Origin of the sequence: Pseudomonas azerbaijanoccidentalis, from assembly GCF_019145495.1 — a bacterium.
Classification (GTDB): domain Bacteria; phylum Pseudomonadota; class Gammaproteobacteria; order Pseudomonadales; family Pseudomonadaceae; genus Aquipseudomonas; species Aquipseudomonas azerbaijanoccidentalis.
On the sequence record NZ_JAHSTU010000015.1, the window covers coordinates 1 to 16,654 of the forward strand.

17 protein-coding genes are annotated in these 16,654 nt (G+C 57.9%); 5 read left to right on the forward strand and 12 right to left on the reverse strand.

Annotation, left to right across the window (positions count from 1 at the left end; genetic code table 11):
* Nucleotides 1-28 precede the first annotated feature (28 nt).
* From msrQ to KVG88_RS30495, 6 genes are all read right to left on the reverse strand, one after another.
* Entirely contained in the window at nucleotides 29-649 is a 621-nt protein-coding gene (gene msrQ / locus KVG88_RS30470; RefSeq protein ID WP_217873607.1) for a protein-methionine-sulfoxide reductase heme-binding subunit MsrQ, read from the reverse strand.
* On the reverse strand, nucleotides 649-1,662 hold the full coding sequence (msrP, locus tag KVG88_RS30475; RefSeq protein WP_150705040.1) for a protein-methionine-sulfoxide reductase catalytic subunit MsrP: 1,014 nt from the start codon (nucleotides 1,660-1,662) through the stop codon (nucleotides 649-651). Before msrP ends, msrQ begins: the two co-directional genes overlap by 1 nt.
* Nucleotides 1,663-1,725: 63 nt before the next feature.
* On the reverse strand, nucleotides 1,726-2,583 hold the full coding sequence (gene pssA, locus KVG88_RS30480; RefSeq protein WP_150705039.1) for a CDP-diacylglycerol--serine O-phosphatidyltransferase: 858 nt from the start codon (nucleotides 2,581-2,583) through the stop codon (nucleotides 1,726-1,728).
* A 145-nt stretch (nucleotides 2,584-2,728) separates the two neighbouring features.
* Nucleotides 2,729-3,745 carry a ketol-acid reductoisomerase gene (ilvC, locus tag KVG88_RS30485; protein WP_003228216.1) on the reverse strand — a complete coding sequence of 339 codons (1,017 nt, stop codon included), beginning with the start codon at nucleotides 3,743-3,745 and terminating at the stop codon, nucleotides 2,729-2,731.
* A 45-nt stretch (nucleotides 3,746-3,790) separates the two neighbouring features.
* Nucleotides 3,791-4,282 carry an acetolactate synthase small subunit gene (gene ilvN, locus KVG88_RS30490; protein WP_003176102.1) on the reverse strand — a complete coding sequence of 164 codons (492 nt, stop codon included), beginning with the start codon at nucleotides 4,280-4,282 and terminating at the stop codon, nucleotides 3,791-3,793.
* A gap of 2 nt (nucleotides 4,283-4,284) precedes the next feature.
* Nucleotides 4,285-6,009, reverse strand: coding sequence for an acetolactate synthase 3 large subunit (locus KVG88_RS30495; protein WP_150705038.1), 1,725 nt, complete (start codon nucleotides 6,007-6,009; stop codon nucleotides 4,285-4,287).
* Nucleotides 6,010-6,409: 400 nt separating this feature from the next.
* On the opposite strand from KVG88_RS30495, the gene KVG88_RS30500 reads away from it, so the two are divergent.
* Nucleotides 6,410-6,832, forward strand: coding sequence for a DUF4124 domain-containing protein (locus tag KVG88_RS30500; protein ID WP_217873608.1), 423 nt, complete (start codon nucleotides 6,410-6,412; stop codon nucleotides 6,830-6,832).
* Nucleotides 6,833-6,878: 46 nt separating this feature from the next.
* Here the strand turns inward: KVG88_RS30500 and KVG88_RS30505 are convergent, their stop codons facing one another.
* From KVG88_RS30505 to mrcB, 3 genes are read right to left on the reverse strand one after another with little or no spacing between them, the layout of a single operon-like run.
* Nucleotides 6,879-7,214, reverse strand: coding sequence for a YqcC family protein (locus KVG88_RS30505; protein WP_150705036.1), 336 nt, complete (start codon nucleotides 7,212-7,214; stop codon nucleotides 6,879-6,881).
* Nucleotides 7,214-7,948 (reverse strand): tetratricopeptide repeat protein, encoded by a 735-nt coding sequence (locus KVG88_RS30510; protein WP_150705035.1) that lies wholly within the window; start codon nucleotides 7,946-7,948, stop codon nucleotides 7,214-7,216. The genes KVG88_RS30505 and KVG88_RS30510 overlap by 1 nt, the downstream gene beginning before the upstream one ends.
* A 16-nt stretch (nucleotides 7,949-7,964) precedes the next feature.
* Nucleotides 7,965-10,283 carry a penicillin-binding protein 1B gene (gene mrcB, locus KVG88_RS30515; protein WP_150705034.1) on the reverse strand — a complete coding sequence of 773 codons (2,319 nt, stop codon included), beginning with the start codon at nucleotides 10,281-10,283 and terminating at the stop codon, nucleotides 7,965-7,967.
* A gap of 115 nt (nucleotides 10,284-10,398) precedes the next feature.
* Here mrcB and KVG88_RS30520 point away from each other — a divergent pair, with 115 nt between their 5' ends.
* The 3 genes from KVG88_RS30520 to KVG88_RS30530 all read left to right on the forward strand — a co-directional run bounded on the left by KVG88_RS30520 (nucleotide 10,399) and on the right by KVG88_RS30530 (nucleotide 12,907).
* Entirely contained in the window at nucleotides 10,399-11,955 is a 1,557-nt protein-coding gene (locus KVG88_RS30520) for a bifunctional aminoglycoside phosphotransferase/ATP-binding protein (RefSeq protein WP_217873609.1), read from the forward strand.
* Nucleotides 11,956-12,046: 91 nt separating this feature from the next.
* Nucleotides 12,047-12,391, forward strand: a complete 345-nt coding sequence (locus tag KVG88_RS30525; RefSeq protein WP_150705032.1) for a pentapeptide repeat-containing protein — start codon at nucleotides 12,047-12,049, stop codon at nucleotides 12,389-12,391.
* 243 nt (nucleotides 12,392-12,634) lie between these two features.
* Nucleotides 12,635-12,907: a TfoX/Sxy family protein gene (locus KVG88_RS30530; RefSeq protein WP_007971093.1), complete on the forward strand. Its 273-nt coding sequence runs from the start codon at nucleotides 12,635-12,637 to the stop codon at nucleotides 12,905-12,907.
* Nucleotides 12,908-13,190: 283 nt separating this feature from the next.
* Here KVG88_RS30530 and KVG88_RS30535 read toward each other — a convergent pair whose 3' ends face one another.
* Nucleotides 13,191-14,063 (reverse strand): heme/hemin ABC transporter substrate-binding protein, encoded by an 873-nt coding sequence (locus KVG88_RS30535; RefSeq protein WP_150705031.1) that lies wholly within the window; start codon nucleotides 14,061-14,063, stop codon nucleotides 13,191-13,193.
* A gap of 164 nt (nucleotides 14,064-14,227) precedes the next feature.
* On the opposite strand from KVG88_RS30535, the gene KVG88_RS30540 reads away from it, so the two are divergent.
* A complete protein-coding gene (locus KVG88_RS30540; RefSeq protein ID WP_150705030.1) occupies nucleotides 14,228-14,545 on the forward strand; it encodes a Rieske (2Fe-2S) protein in 318 nt (105 codons plus the stop codon).
* Here the strand turns inward: KVG88_RS30540 and sfsA are convergent.
* Nucleotides 14,542-15,255: a DNA/RNA nuclease SfsA gene (gene sfsA, locus KVG88_RS30545; protein ID WP_217873610.1), complete on the reverse strand. Its 714-nt coding sequence runs from the start codon at nucleotides 15,253-15,255 to the stop codon at nucleotides 14,542-14,544. The genes KVG88_RS30540 and sfsA overlap by 4 nt on opposite strands.
* The gene (locus KVG88_RS30550; RefSeq protein WP_217873611.1) at nucleotides 15,255-16,427 is read right to left on the reverse strand and encodes a pyridoxal phosphate-dependent aminotransferase; all 1,173 of its coding nucleotides are present in this window, start codon (nucleotides 16,425-16,427) and stop codon (nucleotides 15,255-15,257) included. Before KVG88_RS30550 ends, sfsA begins: the two co-directional genes overlap by 1 nt.
* Between the last annotated feature and the right edge of the window lie 227 nt (nucleotides 16,428-16,654).

Consider the following 16,654-nt stretch of genomic DNA (forward strand, 5'->3'; position numbering starts at 1 on the left):
ACACCTGAGATTTGCCGTCAACCACTATTTACGCCTTTTTGGCAGAAGAGGCCTTTTTAGGCATTAATCGCGGGATTCGGCGCGCTAACGGCGGTAGCCGCAGCACCAGTAGCAGCGCACCTACAAATGCGTAGATAGCCCACTCCTTCAGATCGGCGCGCACTATCCACAACATATGCAGCAATCCGAGCCCGAGAATCACATAAACCAGCCGATGCAATTTCTTCCAGCGTGCGCCCAATCGCCTCTGGCTGTATCGGTTGGATGTCACCGCCAGCGCCAGCAAACACAGAAAGCCCAGCACACCCACAATGATGTACGGACGCTTGCGCAATTCGACGCCCAGCTGTGACCAGTCAAACCCTAGGATGAATGCCAAATACGCACTCAAGTGCAGAACGACATAAGCGAAGCACCAAAGGCCCAACTGCCGCCGGACGGCAATCCACCCCGCCCAGCCGGTGAGTTTCAGCATTGGCGTCATGCTCAATGTAACGAGCAACAGAACCAGCGTCCCTAACCCCAACCGATCTACCAACACTTTGCCGGGATCAGGTCCCAGCGCATCCCCCCACGCCTGATACAACCAAAGCAACGGCCACACCATCGCCGCAATGAACACACCGACACGCCAAAGCGGATATCGCATCAGTAATTCTTCCGCAGATCGAGCCCTGTATAGAGAGAAGCAACCTCATCGGCGTAACCGTTGAACATTTGCGTGTCGCGTACATTCGGCTTGAACAGGCCACTCGGCAAGCGCCGCTCATGCGCCTGCGTCCAGCGTGGATGGTCAACCGTAGGATTCACATTTGCGTAGAAGCCATACTCGTCCGAGGCAATGCTCTGCCAAGTGGTTTTGGGCTGCTCGCTAACCAGGCTGATCCGCACAATGGACTTGATGCTTTTGAATCCATACTTCCACGGCACGACCAAACGTAGCGGAGCCCCGTTCTGGTTGGGCAGTTCGCGTCCGTACATCCCCACCGCTAGAATCGCTAAAGGATTCATGGCTTCATCCAGTCGCAGCCCTTCTATATAAGGCCAGTCGATCAAGGCAAACCCGGAGCGCTGCCCCGGCATGCTTTTCGGGTCTTGCAGCGTTTCGAAGCGGATGAACTTGGCCTTGGAGGTTGGCTCGACCTCCTTGAGCAACGCCGAAAGAGGAAACCCGATCCAGGGAATAACCATCGACCATGCCTCCACGCAACGAAGACGGTAGATGCGCTCCTCCAATTGATAAGGCTTCATGAAGTCCTCCAGCGCATATCGCCCTGGCTTACCCACCTCCCCGTCCACAACCACAGTCCACGGCTCAGTCTTCAGCGACCCGGCATTGGCTGCCGGGTCACCTTTATCGGTACCGAACTCATAGAAGTTGTTGTAGTGGGTCGCATCCTTGAAGGGCGTGATTGCTTCATCCTTAACGTTAACCGCCCCCCATTTGGTGGAAGGAAGCTTTTCGCTGAACCAGGAAGGCGCCTTGCCAGGCTCAACATCTGGATACCGCGCCGTTTCATCGGCCACCGCCCATCGAGGCAGACCGCTCACGGCCAGTCCGGCAACGGCAGCACCCAATACATTGCGTCGAGAAAGATAGAAGGATTCAGGCGTGACGTCCGACTCATGGCAATCGGACGCTTTGGGGATTTTGATCAGCATGGCCACTCCGCAGCATTGGAGAACAGATGCACCAACAGACTGCGGAGTATGAGGGAAATTACATCACTCGACGCTTTTGCGCCGACGAAGATGCAACAAGTACTGCACCGGCCCCGAGGCCGCATAGGCGAGGAACACCAACAGCAGAATGCGCGGCGGGTCACTGAACACGACCGCAAACACCAATACGACAGCAAGGATGGCCACGAAAGGTACGCGCCCTTTCAGATCCAGTTCCTTGAAGCTGTTGTACTTGATGTTGCTGACCATCAGCATGCCGGCCGCTGCAACCATCAGCGCCACCAGGAAGGACATTTTGGAGCCCTGGATGCCGTAGTCGCTGAACGCCCAGACAATCCCGGCCACAACACCCGCGGCAGCCGGGCTGGCCAAACCGATGAAGTAGCGCTTGTCGGCGGTGCCGACCTGGGTGTTGAAGCGCGCCAGACGCAATGCCGCGCCCGCCACATAGATGAAGGCAACCATCCAGCCAACCTTGCCCATGTCACCCAGAGCCCAGCCAAACGCCAGCAATGCGGGTGCTACGCCGAAAGCGACCATGTCCGACAGCGAGTCGTACTCGGCACCGAAGGCGCTTTGAGTGTTGGTCATGCGGGCAACCCGGCCATCAAGGCCGTCGAGCACCATGGCCACAAAGATGGCGATGGCAGCAAACGCGAAGTACTTGCTTGCGCTCACGGAGTCGCCAGCGCTCAAGGCGGCCTGCGCACTCATCGAGTTGATGATGGAGTAGAACCCTGCGAACAGGTTCGCAGTGGTGAACAGATTCGGCAGAAGATAGATACCACGATGCCGGACTTTACGGCCTTCAGCGTCATGCCCTTCTTCGACATGCTCATCGATGGGCAGCAGGCTTTCGGCGTCAGAGGCCTGGTTTGGCTCTTCGGGACGTTCGCTCATGGACAATACCTTGCAACGGGGTGGAAAGTTTCGACAGGTGTCTGCGACAACGGTTCGCATCGCAAACGATGCAGCTTTATACCAGAACCGGCGTTCCAAACGAAAAAACGCGGCCTAAGCCGCGTTTTTCGTACAAGCGCGTGACTTAGTTTTTGGCTTTGTCGACGATCTTGTTGGCACCGATCCACGGCATCATGGAGCGCAGTTGCTCGCCGATGATTTCGATACCGTGAGCGGCGTTGTTACGACGCTTGGCGGTCATCGAAGGATAGCCGGTAGCGCCTTCGCTGATGAACATCTTGGCGTATTCGCCGTCCTGAATACGTTTCAGGGCGTTGCGCATGGCCTGACGGGATTCGGCGTTGATGACTTCCGGGCCGGTCACGTACTCGCCGTATTCGGCGTTGTTGGAGATCGAGTAGTTCATGTTGGCGATACCGCCTTCGTACATGAGGTCAACGATCAGTTTCAGTTCGTGCAGGCATTCGAAGTAGGCCATTTCCGGCGCGTAGCCAGCTTCAACCAGAGTTTCGAAACCGGCTTTTACCAGTTCAACGGTACCGCCGCACAGAACGGCTTGTTCGCCGAACAGGTCGGTTTCAGTCTCGTCCTTGAAGGTGGTTTCGATGATGCCGGTACGACCGCCACCAACGCCTGCCGCGTAGGACAGTGCAACGTTTTTGGCGTTGCCCGAAGCGTCCTGGTAGATAGCGATCAGGTCAGGGATACCGCCGCCCTTCACGAATTCGGAACGTACGGTGTGGCCTGGAGCCTTCGGCGCGATCATGATCACGTCGAGGTCAGCGCGCGGCACAACCTGGTTGTAGTGGATCGCGAAACCGTGGGAGAAGGCCAGGGTGGCGCCCTTCTTGATGTTCGGTTCGATTTCGTTTTTGTACAGGGAGGACTGGAACTCGTCCGGGGTCAGGATCATGACCAGGTCGGCAGCTGCAACGGCGGAAGCAACGTCGGTCACTTTCAGGCCATGGGCTTCTGCCTTGGCAACGGTAGCCGAACCTTTACGCAGGCCAACGGTAACGTCTACGCCGGAGTCTTTCAGGTTGCACGCTTGAGCGTGGCCCTGGGAACCGTAACCGATGATGGCTACTTTCTTGCCCTGGATGATCGACAGGTCGCAGTCTTTATCGTAGAAAACTTTCATGAATTTCCCCTATATCAGGCCGTTCAGGCCATTCGCTAATTTGGTTTAGATGCTGAGTACTTTGTCGCCGCGGGCAATACCGGTGACGCCACTGCGGACGGTCTCCAGAATCGAAGCGGTGCCAATGGACTGAATGAAGCTGTCGAGCTTGTCGCTGGTACCGGTCAGTTGAACGGTATAAACGCTGGCGCTGACATCGACGATCTGTCCACGATAAATATCGGTGGTGCGTTTGATCTCGGCGCGCTGGGCACCGGTGGCCTTGACCTTGACCAGCATCAGTTCGCGCTCGATGTGAGCACTCTCCGACAAGTCGACCAGTTTTACCACTTCGATCAATTTGTTCAGGTTCTTGGTGATCTGTTCGATGACTTCATCGTGACCAACCGTGGTCAACGTCAGACGCGACAGGGTCGGATCTTCGGTTGGCGCCACAGTCAGGCTTTCGATGTTGTAGTTGCGCTGCGAGAACAGGCCAACCACACGAGACAGAGCGCCCGGTTCGTTTTCCAGAAGCAAGGAAATAATGTGCCGCATGATTAGGTACGCTCCGTCTTGCTCAGCCACATATCGCGCATGGAGCCGTCTTTGATTTGCATCGGATAGACGTGCTCGCTGGTGTCGACCGAAATATCGATCACCACCAGGCGATCTTTCATGGCAAACGCCTCTTCCATCTTCGACTTCAAATCTTTCGAATCGGTGATGCGCACACCAACGTGACCATAAGCCTCCGCCAGCTTGACGAAATCAGGCAGCGATTCCATATAGGAATGAGAGTGACGGCTGCCGTAGCTCATGTCCTGCCACTGGCGAACCATGCCCAACACACCGTTGTTCAGGATGACGATTTTCACCGGCAAACCGTATTGCAGGCAGGTCGACAGCTCCTGAATGTTCATCTGGATGCTGCCCTCGCCCGTTACGCAGGCGACGTCATCATCCGGGAAGCTCAACTTGATGCCCATGGCTGCCGGAAAACCGAAGCCCATGGTGCCCAGACCACCGGAGTTGATCCAGCGGTTCGGCTTGTTGAACTTGTAGTACTGCGCCGCGAACATCTGATGCTGACCCACGTCGGAAGCTACAAAGGCGTCGCCCTTGGTCACTTCACACAGGGTCTCGATCACAGCCTGCGGTTTGATGACGCTGCCGTCGCCCTTGTCATAAGGGAACAAGCCGCGATCACCGCGCCACTCGTCGATCTGTTTCCACCAGCTGGCAACGGACTCCTTGTTCGGGGTCTCGCCGATTTCCTTGAGGATCGCGACCATTTCGGTCAGGACGCTCTCGACCGGACCAACGATTGGCACGTCGGCCTTGATGGTCTTGGAAATCGAAGCCGGGTCGATGTCGATGTGAATGATCTTGGCGTTCGGGCAGAACTTCGAAGCGCCGTTGATCACGCGATCGTCGAAACGTGCGCCGACCGCCAGGATCACGTCAGCGTGGTGCATCGCCAGGTTGGCGGTGTAGCTGCCGTGCATGCCGAGCATGCCGATGAACTGACGGTCGGTGCCCGGGAAACCGCCCAGGCCCATCAGGGTATTGGTCACCGGCAGATTGAGCATTTTCGCCAGTTCGGTCAGCGGCGCGGAGCCACCACCCAGAATGACGCCGCCGCCCGAGTACATCACGGGACGCTTGGCCGCCAGGAGCATTTCTGCCGCCTTGCGGATTTGCCCCGAGTGACCGCGAACGGCCGGGCTGTAGGAGCGCAACTTGGCTTTTTTCGGGAAGACGTATTCGAATTTTTCGGCCGGGTTGGTCATGTCTTTCGGGATATCGACAACGACTGGACCAGGACGACCGGATTGCGCCAGGTAGAAGGCTTTCTTCATGACTTCCGGGATTTCCGACGCATGCTTGATCATGAAGCTGTGCTTCACGATCGGCCGGGAGATACCGATCATGTCGGTTTCCTGGAAGGCGTCGGTACCGACCATGGTGCTCGGCACCTGGCCGGAAATCACCACCATCGGAATGGAGTCCATGTAGGCCGTGGCAATACCGGTGATGGCGTTTGTGGCGCCAGGACCGGAAGTCACCAGTACCACACCGGCTTTACCGGTGGCACGGGCGTAACCGTCAGCCATATGGGTAGCCGCTTGCTCGTGACGAACCAGGATGTGGGTCACTTCCGGTTCTTTGAACAGGGCATCGTAGACATGAAGAAGAGCACCACCCGGGTACCCGTAGATATATTTGACGCCTTCGTCACGCAAAAAGCGGACGAGCATCTCACCGCCAGATAAAAGCTCCACGTTGCTCACCTCTAAAACGCCAGAATACCGCCCACGAAACATGGAACGGGTCTTAATAGGTTTACTTCTCAGCAGAGCATGAGCGACGGTGGTCGCCGACTACGTCAGCACTGACTGAGCAAGTATTGGGATCGTCCCAAGTGTTGCGGGCCTTTCCCACCCAGCGCGAGGTAACGCGTTGCGGGTGTAACAGGTCGGCGCTGGTGTGCGCCTCATGATCTGCTGAGTGGGTCTGCTTCTGGCAGTCCCTCTACAGCGGACTTTGGATTCTTCTGTTTCGTCCCCTTCAAGTCAAGTCGTCTATGCGCTTTATTCTAGTAACCGCATGAGAACGCAAGAAAAAACCTATAAACCCCATGTGTGTTAGCTTCAATTGCGCAACTTTTGACAAGGAATTGGCATGCGTACGCACTTCTTCATCGCCGGCCTGCTGGCCACCCTCAGCCCGCTGTCCATGGCCGCGCAGGTTTACAAATGGGTCGACGCCCAGGGCGTTACCCATTTCGATGCGCAGCCACCCCAAGGTCAGCCGGCCACGACCATCGTCACGCCCGCTGCACCCAGTGACAAGCCACTCCCTCCCGCCCATAGCGGTGCCATTGGCGATCAAAAGGCCATTGATAACAGTGTCAAAAAGCAGGTCGCCCAGCAGCAGGCGGAACTGAAAGTGTTTTGTGAACAGGCGCGAACGAACCTCGCGCAGTTGCAGAACAATCCGCGACTCAGGGAGGAAGTGGAAGGACAGTTACGCCGTCTGGATGACGCACAGCGGCAGGAACGCATTGGCGAAACACAGAAGCAAATTGCGGAAAACTGCCAGTAGCCACCTGTAGGAACCGACCAAACTCGGCTCCTACAAAGGCTCGCCGTCAGCGAGAGGCGGTGATCAGCAGATCAAATTCTTTGAGCAGCACTTGCAACTGCCGATCCTTGCCCAGGACATTGCGTCCGGCAAAGACCATTTCGGCCATTTCCTGAATACCCGACGCATTGGGCAACGGCAGATCCTGTTCGAGGATCGCCTTCATGCGCGGCAGGAAAATCCATTGCAGCCACTGCTCGAATTCCAGGGTATCGACCGAAAACGGCTCGACACTGGAAAGCGCTTCAGCCGATGGCGAAACTTCGTCCCACCATCCCTGCACCCGCAACTCCCGTTCGATCAGCAGCAGTTGATCGGCGATTTTCAGAAAGCGTGCATCCATCACGACGAAACCTTGGCTTTCTGACGAGCCAGTGCTGCACCGGAGGAGTCACCCTGCTTCTCACGCGCCTGAGCGATCAATTCCCACAGGCTCGCTTGAAGCGCCGGACGACCATTGGCGAACGTCAGGCCACGACGGGCAAATTGCTCGGCCTGTGGCGCATCACCTTGGGCCATGCGCACTTGAGCCAGTCGATAAAGCACTTGTGGCTCACGCGGAGCAACGCGCTGGGCGCGTTCCAGACTGGAGGACGCACCGTTAAGGTCGCCGCCGGCCTGTTGTTGTTGGGCGGTGGTCAACAGGGCGAGGACCGGACCGTCCAGTTGCTCGTCAGCAGACAGGCCGCCAGAGCTGGCCGACGGAATCCCGCTCGGCGTTGAAGGCATGCTGTAGCTGCCCTGGTTGATCGGTGCGGACTGAACCGGCGAGGTATCAATCGGCCCCGGTGTAATCGGCCCAGGAGTAATCGGCGTGGTGCTGATCGGCGTCGACGTCGTTGCGCCGCCACCCGGGATCATCACGACCACTCCGGTATCGCCTTGCGGAATCGCCTGCGTTTGCGATTGCACGGGACGCTTCACCGTGGTCTGACGATAACCACCGTTTGCAGAAACGCGCTCGCTGTTGGAAACCGCAGTTCCGGAGTCCACCACCGGAATCGAACCACGTTGTACTGAGGAACAACCGCTGAGCAAAGCTACGGCGGCAACCGCTGGAATCAACCACTTGTTCACTTGAAACCCTCTTTGCTTAATTCATCCAGCCTTTGACCCAATCCATCACCGACTCTGCTGGGTTTTCACCACCACAGGCGGCGCCGGGAGGCGGTTCGCTGCCGCGAATATACGGCATCTGCACGGCACCCGGGCAACCGGCATCAGAACCTTGTCCGGTACGCGAATCGACCCAGGCCTGAACGATATTGTCCGGCTGCGGCATGTCCAGGGGAAGTGGATCGGCCTTGCGCATGAAACTGGTCCAGACCTGCAACGCGCCGGTGGCGCCGGTGAACGGCGTCTTGCCGTTGTCATCGCGCCCCAACCAGACCACCGCCAGCAAATCCTGGCTGAAGCCGGCAAACCAGCTGTCTCGGGAGTCGTTACTGGTCCCTGTCTTGCCCGCGAGGGTCAAGGTTTTTGGTAACACGTTGTAAACCGAACTGCCGGTACCTTCACGCATCACCCGCTGCATGGCGCTCTGAATCAGGTAAATCGAAGCCGGGTCGAAACGCTGCTGGATCTGGAACGGGTAACGCTTGAGCGGTTCGCCCTCCGCCGTCAGTACGCTGCGAATCCCGCGCATTGGCGTATTGAAGCCACCGTTGGCGAGGGTCTGGTACATGGTTGCGACTTCGATCGGGGTCATGCCGCCCGCGCCCAGCAACATCGACGGGAAGGCCGGGAATTCGCGGGTCACCCCGAGGCGACCGAGTGTCTTGAGTACATTCGGTACACCTACCGCCAGGCCAAGGCGCGCGGTCGACAGGTTATAGGAATGCGCCAGGCCCTGATAAAGGAAGACCGTGCCATGGGACCGACGATCATAGTTCTGCGGTTTCCAGACCTGACCGTCCGCACCTTTAACCGAGAAAGATTCGTCTGACAGCCAACTGGTCAACGTGTACTGGCTCGGTTTCTCAAGCGCTGTCAGATAAACCGCAGGCTTGATCAAGGAACCGATAGGGCGCACCGCATCCAGAGCGCGGTTGAACCCGGCAAAACTGGCCTGGCGACTGCCGATCATGGCTTGAACCTCACCGGTTTCCGGGTTGGTCACGACCATGGCCGCCTCGACATCATCAGACCCTTTACGCCCGGAGAGACGCTTGAAGGTATCGTTGACCGACGCTTCGGCTTTCATCTGCAGGATCGGGTCAAAACTGGTGAAGATTCGCAGACCTTCTTCGGTCAAGTCTTCGTCGCGATAGTCTTCACGCAGTTGACGTTTGACCAGGTCAAGGAAGCCTGGGAACGAGCTGTCCGCCAATTTGCCTCGGGTTGTCACGCCTAACGGCATTTTCTTTGCCGCAGCGACCTGCTCCGCGGTGGCAACGCCCTGTTGCTCAAGCACATCGAGCACCAGATTGCGCCGCTCAAGTGCTCGCTCAGGATTGCGCCGCGGGTTGTAATAAGACGGCCCCTTGACCATGCCCACCAGCATCGCCACCTGATGCAGTTTCAATTCGGATAATGGCTGCCCGAAGAAGAACTGGCTGGCCAGACCGAAGCCATGCACCGCCCGTTGACCATCCTGACCGACGAACACTTCATTGAGGTAAGCCTCAAGAATCTCTCGCTTGTCGTAATGCAGTTCAAGCAACATCGCCATCATGGCTTCGGTGAGCTTACGGCTCAGGCTGCGCTCGCTGGTCAGGTAGAAGTTCTTGACCAGTTGTTGCGTCAGCGTACTGCCGCCCTGGGTCATTTTGCCGCCGGAGGTGTTGACGTAGACGGCTCGCGCAATCGACTTGGGCGATACGCCCCAGTGGCTGTAGAAATCCCGGTCTTCCACGGCGATCAGCGTTTCCAGCAAATACGGCGGCACCTGATCGATCTTGATCAAAATGCGGTCTTCGAGGTTCTTCGGATAAATCCCGCCGATCAACAACGGCTCCAGGCGCACCACCGATAGCTTCGAACCGTTCGTCGCCGAGAGTTCGGCAACATAGTCGCCGGAGAAGCGCACGCGCACCGGCTGCGCTTGCTCCATGCCTTCATAGAACTGGAAACCACGGGTATTCAAGTCGACAGTATTGCCGTTGACTGCCGCCGCGCCGGGGCCATTGCTCACACTTTCACGGCGATAGCCCAAGGCATCGAGCTCGGTGAGAAAGTCATCCCGGCTCAACTTTTGTCCGACGAACAGTTCGAGCGGACGCGCGTATACCTTCGCCGGAATTGTCCAGCGCTTGCCGGAAAACTTCTCTTGCACAATGGCATCGAGGTAAACGGCGAATCCAGCCAGCACTACCAGGCCGACCAGACTGAGTTTAAGGGCCCAGCCCAGCCAAGGCCGCAAGCCTCGGGAAGGTGGTTTTTTGGGGGTGCGGGGGGTTCGGGTACGAGTCATGGCGGCGGATTATACGCACTTTATTCATACTCAACAGGAGCCCTCCGAGTTTGCGTTAGGCTGGCTAGACGCCATAATGACGGCCTGAATTTTTCCAGTCTCTGAAGGATCGCCTGTGAGCCAGTCCCTGATTGCCGCCCTGCAAAACCCGGCCCTCTTCCCGCATCCCGTAGCCGGGTTCCAGCTCATCGAGACCCACATTTCCTGGGTACTGCTGACTGGCGAGTTTGCTTATAAAGTGAAGAAACCGGTGAACTTCGGCTTCCTCGACTTTACAACCCTCGACGCTCGCAAGCATTTCTGCGGCGAAGAACTGCGCCTGAACCAGCGCCTGACCGACGATCTTTATCTCGAAGTGCTGCCTGTTACCGGCAGTGTCGAAGCGCCTCAACTGGGTGGTGACGGCCCGGCCATCGAATACGTTCTGAAAATGCGCCAGTTCCCACAGTCCGGCCTGCTCAGCACCCTGCAAGCCAATGGTGAACTGACGACCGCACACATCGATGAAATGGCGGCTCAGATTGCCCGCTTCCACATCAACGCCCCGAAAGTCCCGGCCGACCATGAAGCCGGCACCCCGGACAGCGTGATGGCCCCTGTGCGTCAGAACTTCGAGCAGATCCTGCCGTTCCTCAGTGACAAGGCCGACCTTCAGCAACTCGACGCCCTGCAAGCCTGGGCTGAAAGCAGCTTCGAACGCCTCAAGCCATTGCTCGCCAAGCGCAAGGCCGACGGCTTCATCCGTGAATGCCATGGCGACATTCATTTGGGCAATGCCACGGTGATCGATGGCAAGGTCGTGATTTTCGACTGCATCGAATTCAACGAACCCTTCCGCTTCACCGATGTGTACGCCGACACCGGCTTCCTCGCCATGGACCTGGAAGACCGTGGTCTGAAGTGCCTGGCACGTCGTTTCATCAGCCAATACCTTGAGCTGACTGGCGACTATCAAGGCCTGGAACTGCTGAACTTCTATAAAGCCTACCGCGCACTGGTGCGCGCCAAGGTCGCACTGTTCAGCATGCCGGCCGATGCCACACCTGTACAACGCGCCACCAGCCTGCGCCAATACCGCAACTATGCAAACCTGGCCGAAAGCTACAGCACCATCCCTTCGCGTTTCATGGCCATCACCAACGGCGTCTCCGCGGTTGGCAAAAGCCATGTGGCCATGCGTCTGGTGGAAGCACTGGGGGCCATTCGTCTTCGCTCCGACGTAGAACGCAAACGCCTGTTCGGTGAACAGACTGTCGCGAACGACGTGCAGGCCGGCATCTACAGCAGCGATGCCAGCACCGCTACCTACAAGCGCCTGCATGAAATTGCAGCGGTGATTTTGCACGCCGGTTTCCCGGTGGTGATCGACGCGACTTACCTCAAGCGCGAGCAGCGCGACAACGCCGCCAAAGTTGCGGAAGCGACCGGCGCGCCGTTCCTGATTCTTGAGTGCAACGCCCCTCAAGCGGTCATTGAGAGCTGGCTGCAACAGCGTCAGGCAGACAAAACCGATCCGTCCGACGCCACGCTGGAAGTCATCGCGGCTCAGCAAGCCAGCCGCGAAGCCCTGACCCCTGCCGAAATCCTCTGCAGCAAACGCGTGCAAACCAATGAAAGCGGGACTCTGGACACCGTGGTGGAGCAAATTCGCCAACGCCTGCCCGGCCTGTAAGAAACTATTTCAGTCGTGAAGCCTTCACCCGCTTCACGACTGTCAAATAGTGGCACTATACTGGCGTCATAAAACCAACAGGTGATGCGACATGAGCCAGCCGAAACTTCTCGACACCCCGCTTTATGCTTTGCTGCACAAAGACGACATCACAGGTTTCAATAACGAACGACCAAAGGAAGGATCGATCGACATGGTCGGAGGCGACTTCCGGGGCTTGGACCTGCGCGAGTTGAACGCTGACGGTATCGACTTTACTGATGCCTACTTCCGGTCTGCCGATTTGCGCGGCATTGATTTTCGCAAGGCAATGCTTGAAGGCGCGAGCCTGGCCCATGCGCAGATTTCCGGTGCCTACTTTCCAGCGGAACTCAGTGCCGACGAGATTCTGATGTCGATGAACTTCGGAACTCGACTGCGCTACCGCACACGCTAGACACGTGCGTAAATTGACAAGTCCGGCGCCCCCGCTTTGCGCTGGACTCGAGCCTGTTTCCCTCTAAATCCCGCCTACTTGCAAACAAACCCTGCCCGATTTGCAGATTTTCCCGACAGCCGCCAATCGCCGCTCTTAGAAGCTTTTGCGTCGAAAACGACCAAACAATCACGCTTTTCCTACTGATGGCTACACTCCTCTGAAGCTTGCCCACGCACCATTCGGCCATCGCAAGGAGGCTTGATGAATGATGAACTGCAACACCTGAAAAATCTTGGCAAGACGTCGGCGCAGTGGCTGCATGCCGTGGGCATCCACAGCGCCTCGGACTTGCGTCGCCTGGGGGCGGTGGATGCTTATCGGGCCGTGCGCACGCGCGGATTTCGGGCGTCCAAGGTGTTGTTGTATGCGATAGAAGGCGCCCTGATGGACGTGCACTGGAACGACATTCCTGCCGAGCGTAAAGAGGCCCTGAATAAACAGCTGGAAGCCATCTCGTCGCGCCACAAGAATTGAAACAGTGCCCCTTTCATCCTGGCGCACTAAAAACGACAGACCAATATTCAATGATTACAGCGAGTTATCGATAGGGTGCGACACGAATCAGGCAAACGGTAAATCAGCTGTTGACTTGGTAATGAGAATCGCTATGATTATCACAACTGGTCGCGAGACTGGTCGATATTCTGGAAAGCCCTTGGTTCGGACTCTCAGATTATCTCCTCATCAGGCTAATCACGGTTATTTGACCCGGCTCTTGCCGGGTCTTTTTTTGCCTGTGGAAAACTCCTTCGAGCAGCTATTGGCTCCCGGCCTCCGGATAAAAACTGTCAGACAGTTTTTTCAGACTGTCAGGTAGCCGCGGCCCCAATCCCCCTACGAGCAACGTCGGATCGAGTTCAATGACCCGCCCCTCCCTGGCTGCACGAGTGGACGCCAGAATCGGATTCTCCTTGAACAGCGCGGCCCGCGCCGCGTCGCCGCTCAACGCCCTGTCGGCAAACACCAGCACATCAGGATCGAGGCTCACCAGCGATTCGTTCGAAAAGGGTTTGTAGCCGGTGTGGGTCGCCAAATTATGGCCACCGGCCCGTTGCAACAGCCAATCGGCGGCGGTGTCCTTGCCCGCAATCAGCGGTTTTCCGCCAGCATGACCGAGCAACAACAGGACACCCGGCGATGGTTGGGTCAGTTGTGCGCGGGTAACCCGGATCTTCTGCTGCTCAAGCGCCTGTTGATAAGTGGCCATTAACTGCGTTGCCCGGTCTTCGGCGCCAAGCAACTTACCGAGGTGCTGAAGGTTGCCCTGCAACGTGGGCACGTCCGCTTGCGCCGAGAACAATTCGACCCGCACGCCTGCGCTGCGTATCTGCGAAAGCACGGGTGGCGGCCCCATTTCTTCGGTGCCGACCAATATCTGCGGGCGCAAACTCAGCACGCCCTCAGCAGAAAGCTGCCGCTGATAGCCGATGCTGGGCAACGCCTTGAGGGATTCAGGATGCTGGCTGGTGGTATCGACCCCCACCAGTTTTGACTCGCCGCCCAACGCACTGACCCACTCGGAGAGCGCACCACCGGCACTGACCCACCGCTGCGGTAATTCGGCGGCGGTTGCATGATGGCTAACGAAGAGTCCGACACAGAGCGCAGCAACACGGGTACTCAGGCGCATAAACAGCTTCCTTTAGGGGTTTCCCGGGCATCGAGTCGACAAGCCAAGTATCCTGCACATCTGGCGATCGCTCTCGATTGGGCAAGGCACCATTTGATAATCACTCGCATTTTCACGTCAAGTACAAACACATCCGGTCACCCTTGCGGGACCCGAGGACCATCATGAAATTTCTGTGTACCGGCATCGAACTGGCCGATGCCAGTAGCCGCGGCTTCGAGATCGATGGCCAGAAACTCTTCGCCGTGCGCCGGGGCGGCCAGGCTTACGTATACATCAATCGGTGTCCGCACCGGGGTGTCGGGCTGGAGTGGACCCCGAATCAGTTTCTCGACCCCAGCAACAGCCTGATCCAGTGCGCCACCCACGGCGCCCTGTTTCTGATCGAGGATGGCGAATGTGTATCCGGCCCCTGCGCGGGCCAATCGCTGACCCGCGTTGCCTGCCGTGAAGACGATCAAGGGATCTGGATTAGCCTCTAATCGCCCAACAGCACGTCCAGCCGCCGATCCACCACCATTTCCTCATGGGTCAAGCTCACGCCATAGGCCAGCACTTCTACGCCGCTGGCAACCGCCTCACGCAAGGCTGCGGCGTACGCCGAGTCGATTTCAACGGCTGGACGCACGGCTTCAATGCCCGTCAGGTTCACGCAGTACAACTGCACCGCACGAATCCCGTCCCGGGCCAGATGCGCCAATTCACGCAAATGCTTGGCACCGCGCTGGGTTACTGCATCGGGAAACGCTGCGACCGGCGTGCCTTCATAACCCAGGGTGACGCTTTTGACTTCCACATAAGCCGGCCCTTGCGGGTAGTCGAGGCGAAAATCGATCCGGCTCTTTTCCTGACCGTAAGCCACTTCGCGCTTGAGTTCGGTAAAGCCGTTCAGCTCAGTGATGACACTGGCGCGCAACGCTTCTTCGATCAAACCGTTAGCCCGAGCAGTGTTCACGCAGAAATGCCGCCCGTGCGGCGTTTCGCCGATTTCCCAGGTGCCCGGCAACTTGCGCTTGGGGTCATTGGAACGGCTGAACCAGACCTGCCCACCCTCGACCTGGCAATTGAGCATCGAGCCGGTGTTAGGGCAATGAATGGTCAGCAACTCGCCGCTAACGGTTTCGATGTCGGCGAGAAAACGCTTGTATCGACGGATTAGGCGGCCTTCTTCGAGGGGAGGATGAAATCGCATCAGCCTTGCCAGCTCCGCAAGCCACGAGCGATCCGCTCCACCGCTTCCTGCAAGCGCTCAAGACTTTGCGTGTAGGCAAAGCGCACATGGTGCCCGGCCTGATAACGTCCGAAATCAAGTCCCGGAGTGAACGCCACGTGTTCGGTTTCGAGGAAATGCTTGCAGAACGCGAAGGCATCACCGCCAAACTTGCTGATATCGGCGTACAAATAGAACGCACCCTCAGGCTCTACGGCGATCCCGAAACCCAACTCTCGAAGAGCCGGCAACAGAAAGTCCCGACGACGACCGAATTCGGCGCGGCGCTCTTCGAGAATGCTGATCGTCCCTGGTTCAAAACATGCCAGGGCGGCGTGTTGAGCCATGCTCGGGGCGCTGATGTAGAGGTTTTGCGCAAGCTTTTCCAGTTCACCGACCGCGGCCTCTGGCGCAACAAGCCAACCGAGGCGCCAGCCGGTCATGCCGAAATACTTGGAAAAACTATTCAGTACGAAGGCGTTGTCATCGACTTCCAGCACACTGGCCGCATCGGTGCCGTAGGTCAGGCCATGGTAGATCTCGTCCACCACCAGATGACCGTGGCGTTCCTTGATCGCACGGGACAACCCGGCCAACTCATCACGGGTCAATATGGTCCCCGTCGGATTGGCCGGCGACGCCACCAGCGCGCCGACGCTGTCGTGATCCCAATGCCGTTCGATCAGGCCAGGGGTCAGTTGATAACGCACGTCAGGGCCGACCGGCACCAGTTGAGCGGCGCCTTCCACCAAACGCAAAAAATGCCGGTTGCACGGGTAACCCGGGTCGGCCAGCAGCCAATGCTTGCCGGGATCCACCAGTAAGGCACTGGCCAACAGCAGGGCCCCGGAACCGCCCGGTGTGATGAGGATGCGCCGTGGGTCGATGTTCAGACCGTAACGCTGCTGATAGAAACCCGAAATCGCCTCGCGCAGCTCAGGAATGCCACGGGCCGCGGTATAGCGGGTGCGGCCCGCTTCCAGCGCGGCCTGGCCCGCACGAATGATTGGCTCGGCGGTGGTGAAGTCCGGCTCGCCAATTTCCAGGTGGATGACATCGTGGCCGGCGGCCTGCAATTCATTGGCCCGCGCCAGCAGCGCCATGACATGGAAAGGTTCGATCGCGCGACTGCGGGCACTGTAGGACTGAGCCATTGGCCTTCCTTCAACGAAGAAAAGAATCGATTCTACCCAAGCACAGGAACGAGCGAGAACCTAAAGCGGTCAGAGGCCATATATACCCGGTCACAAACGACTCAAGCGGGCGCTCAAGGTTTGACTAAAATCAATAATTGAGCAGCGTACAGAGCCACCAGACAGCGCTTTGCCAGCATTTGCAGGCGCCACGGATCGCAAGCTCGACATCCGGGAGTAGCGCGGTC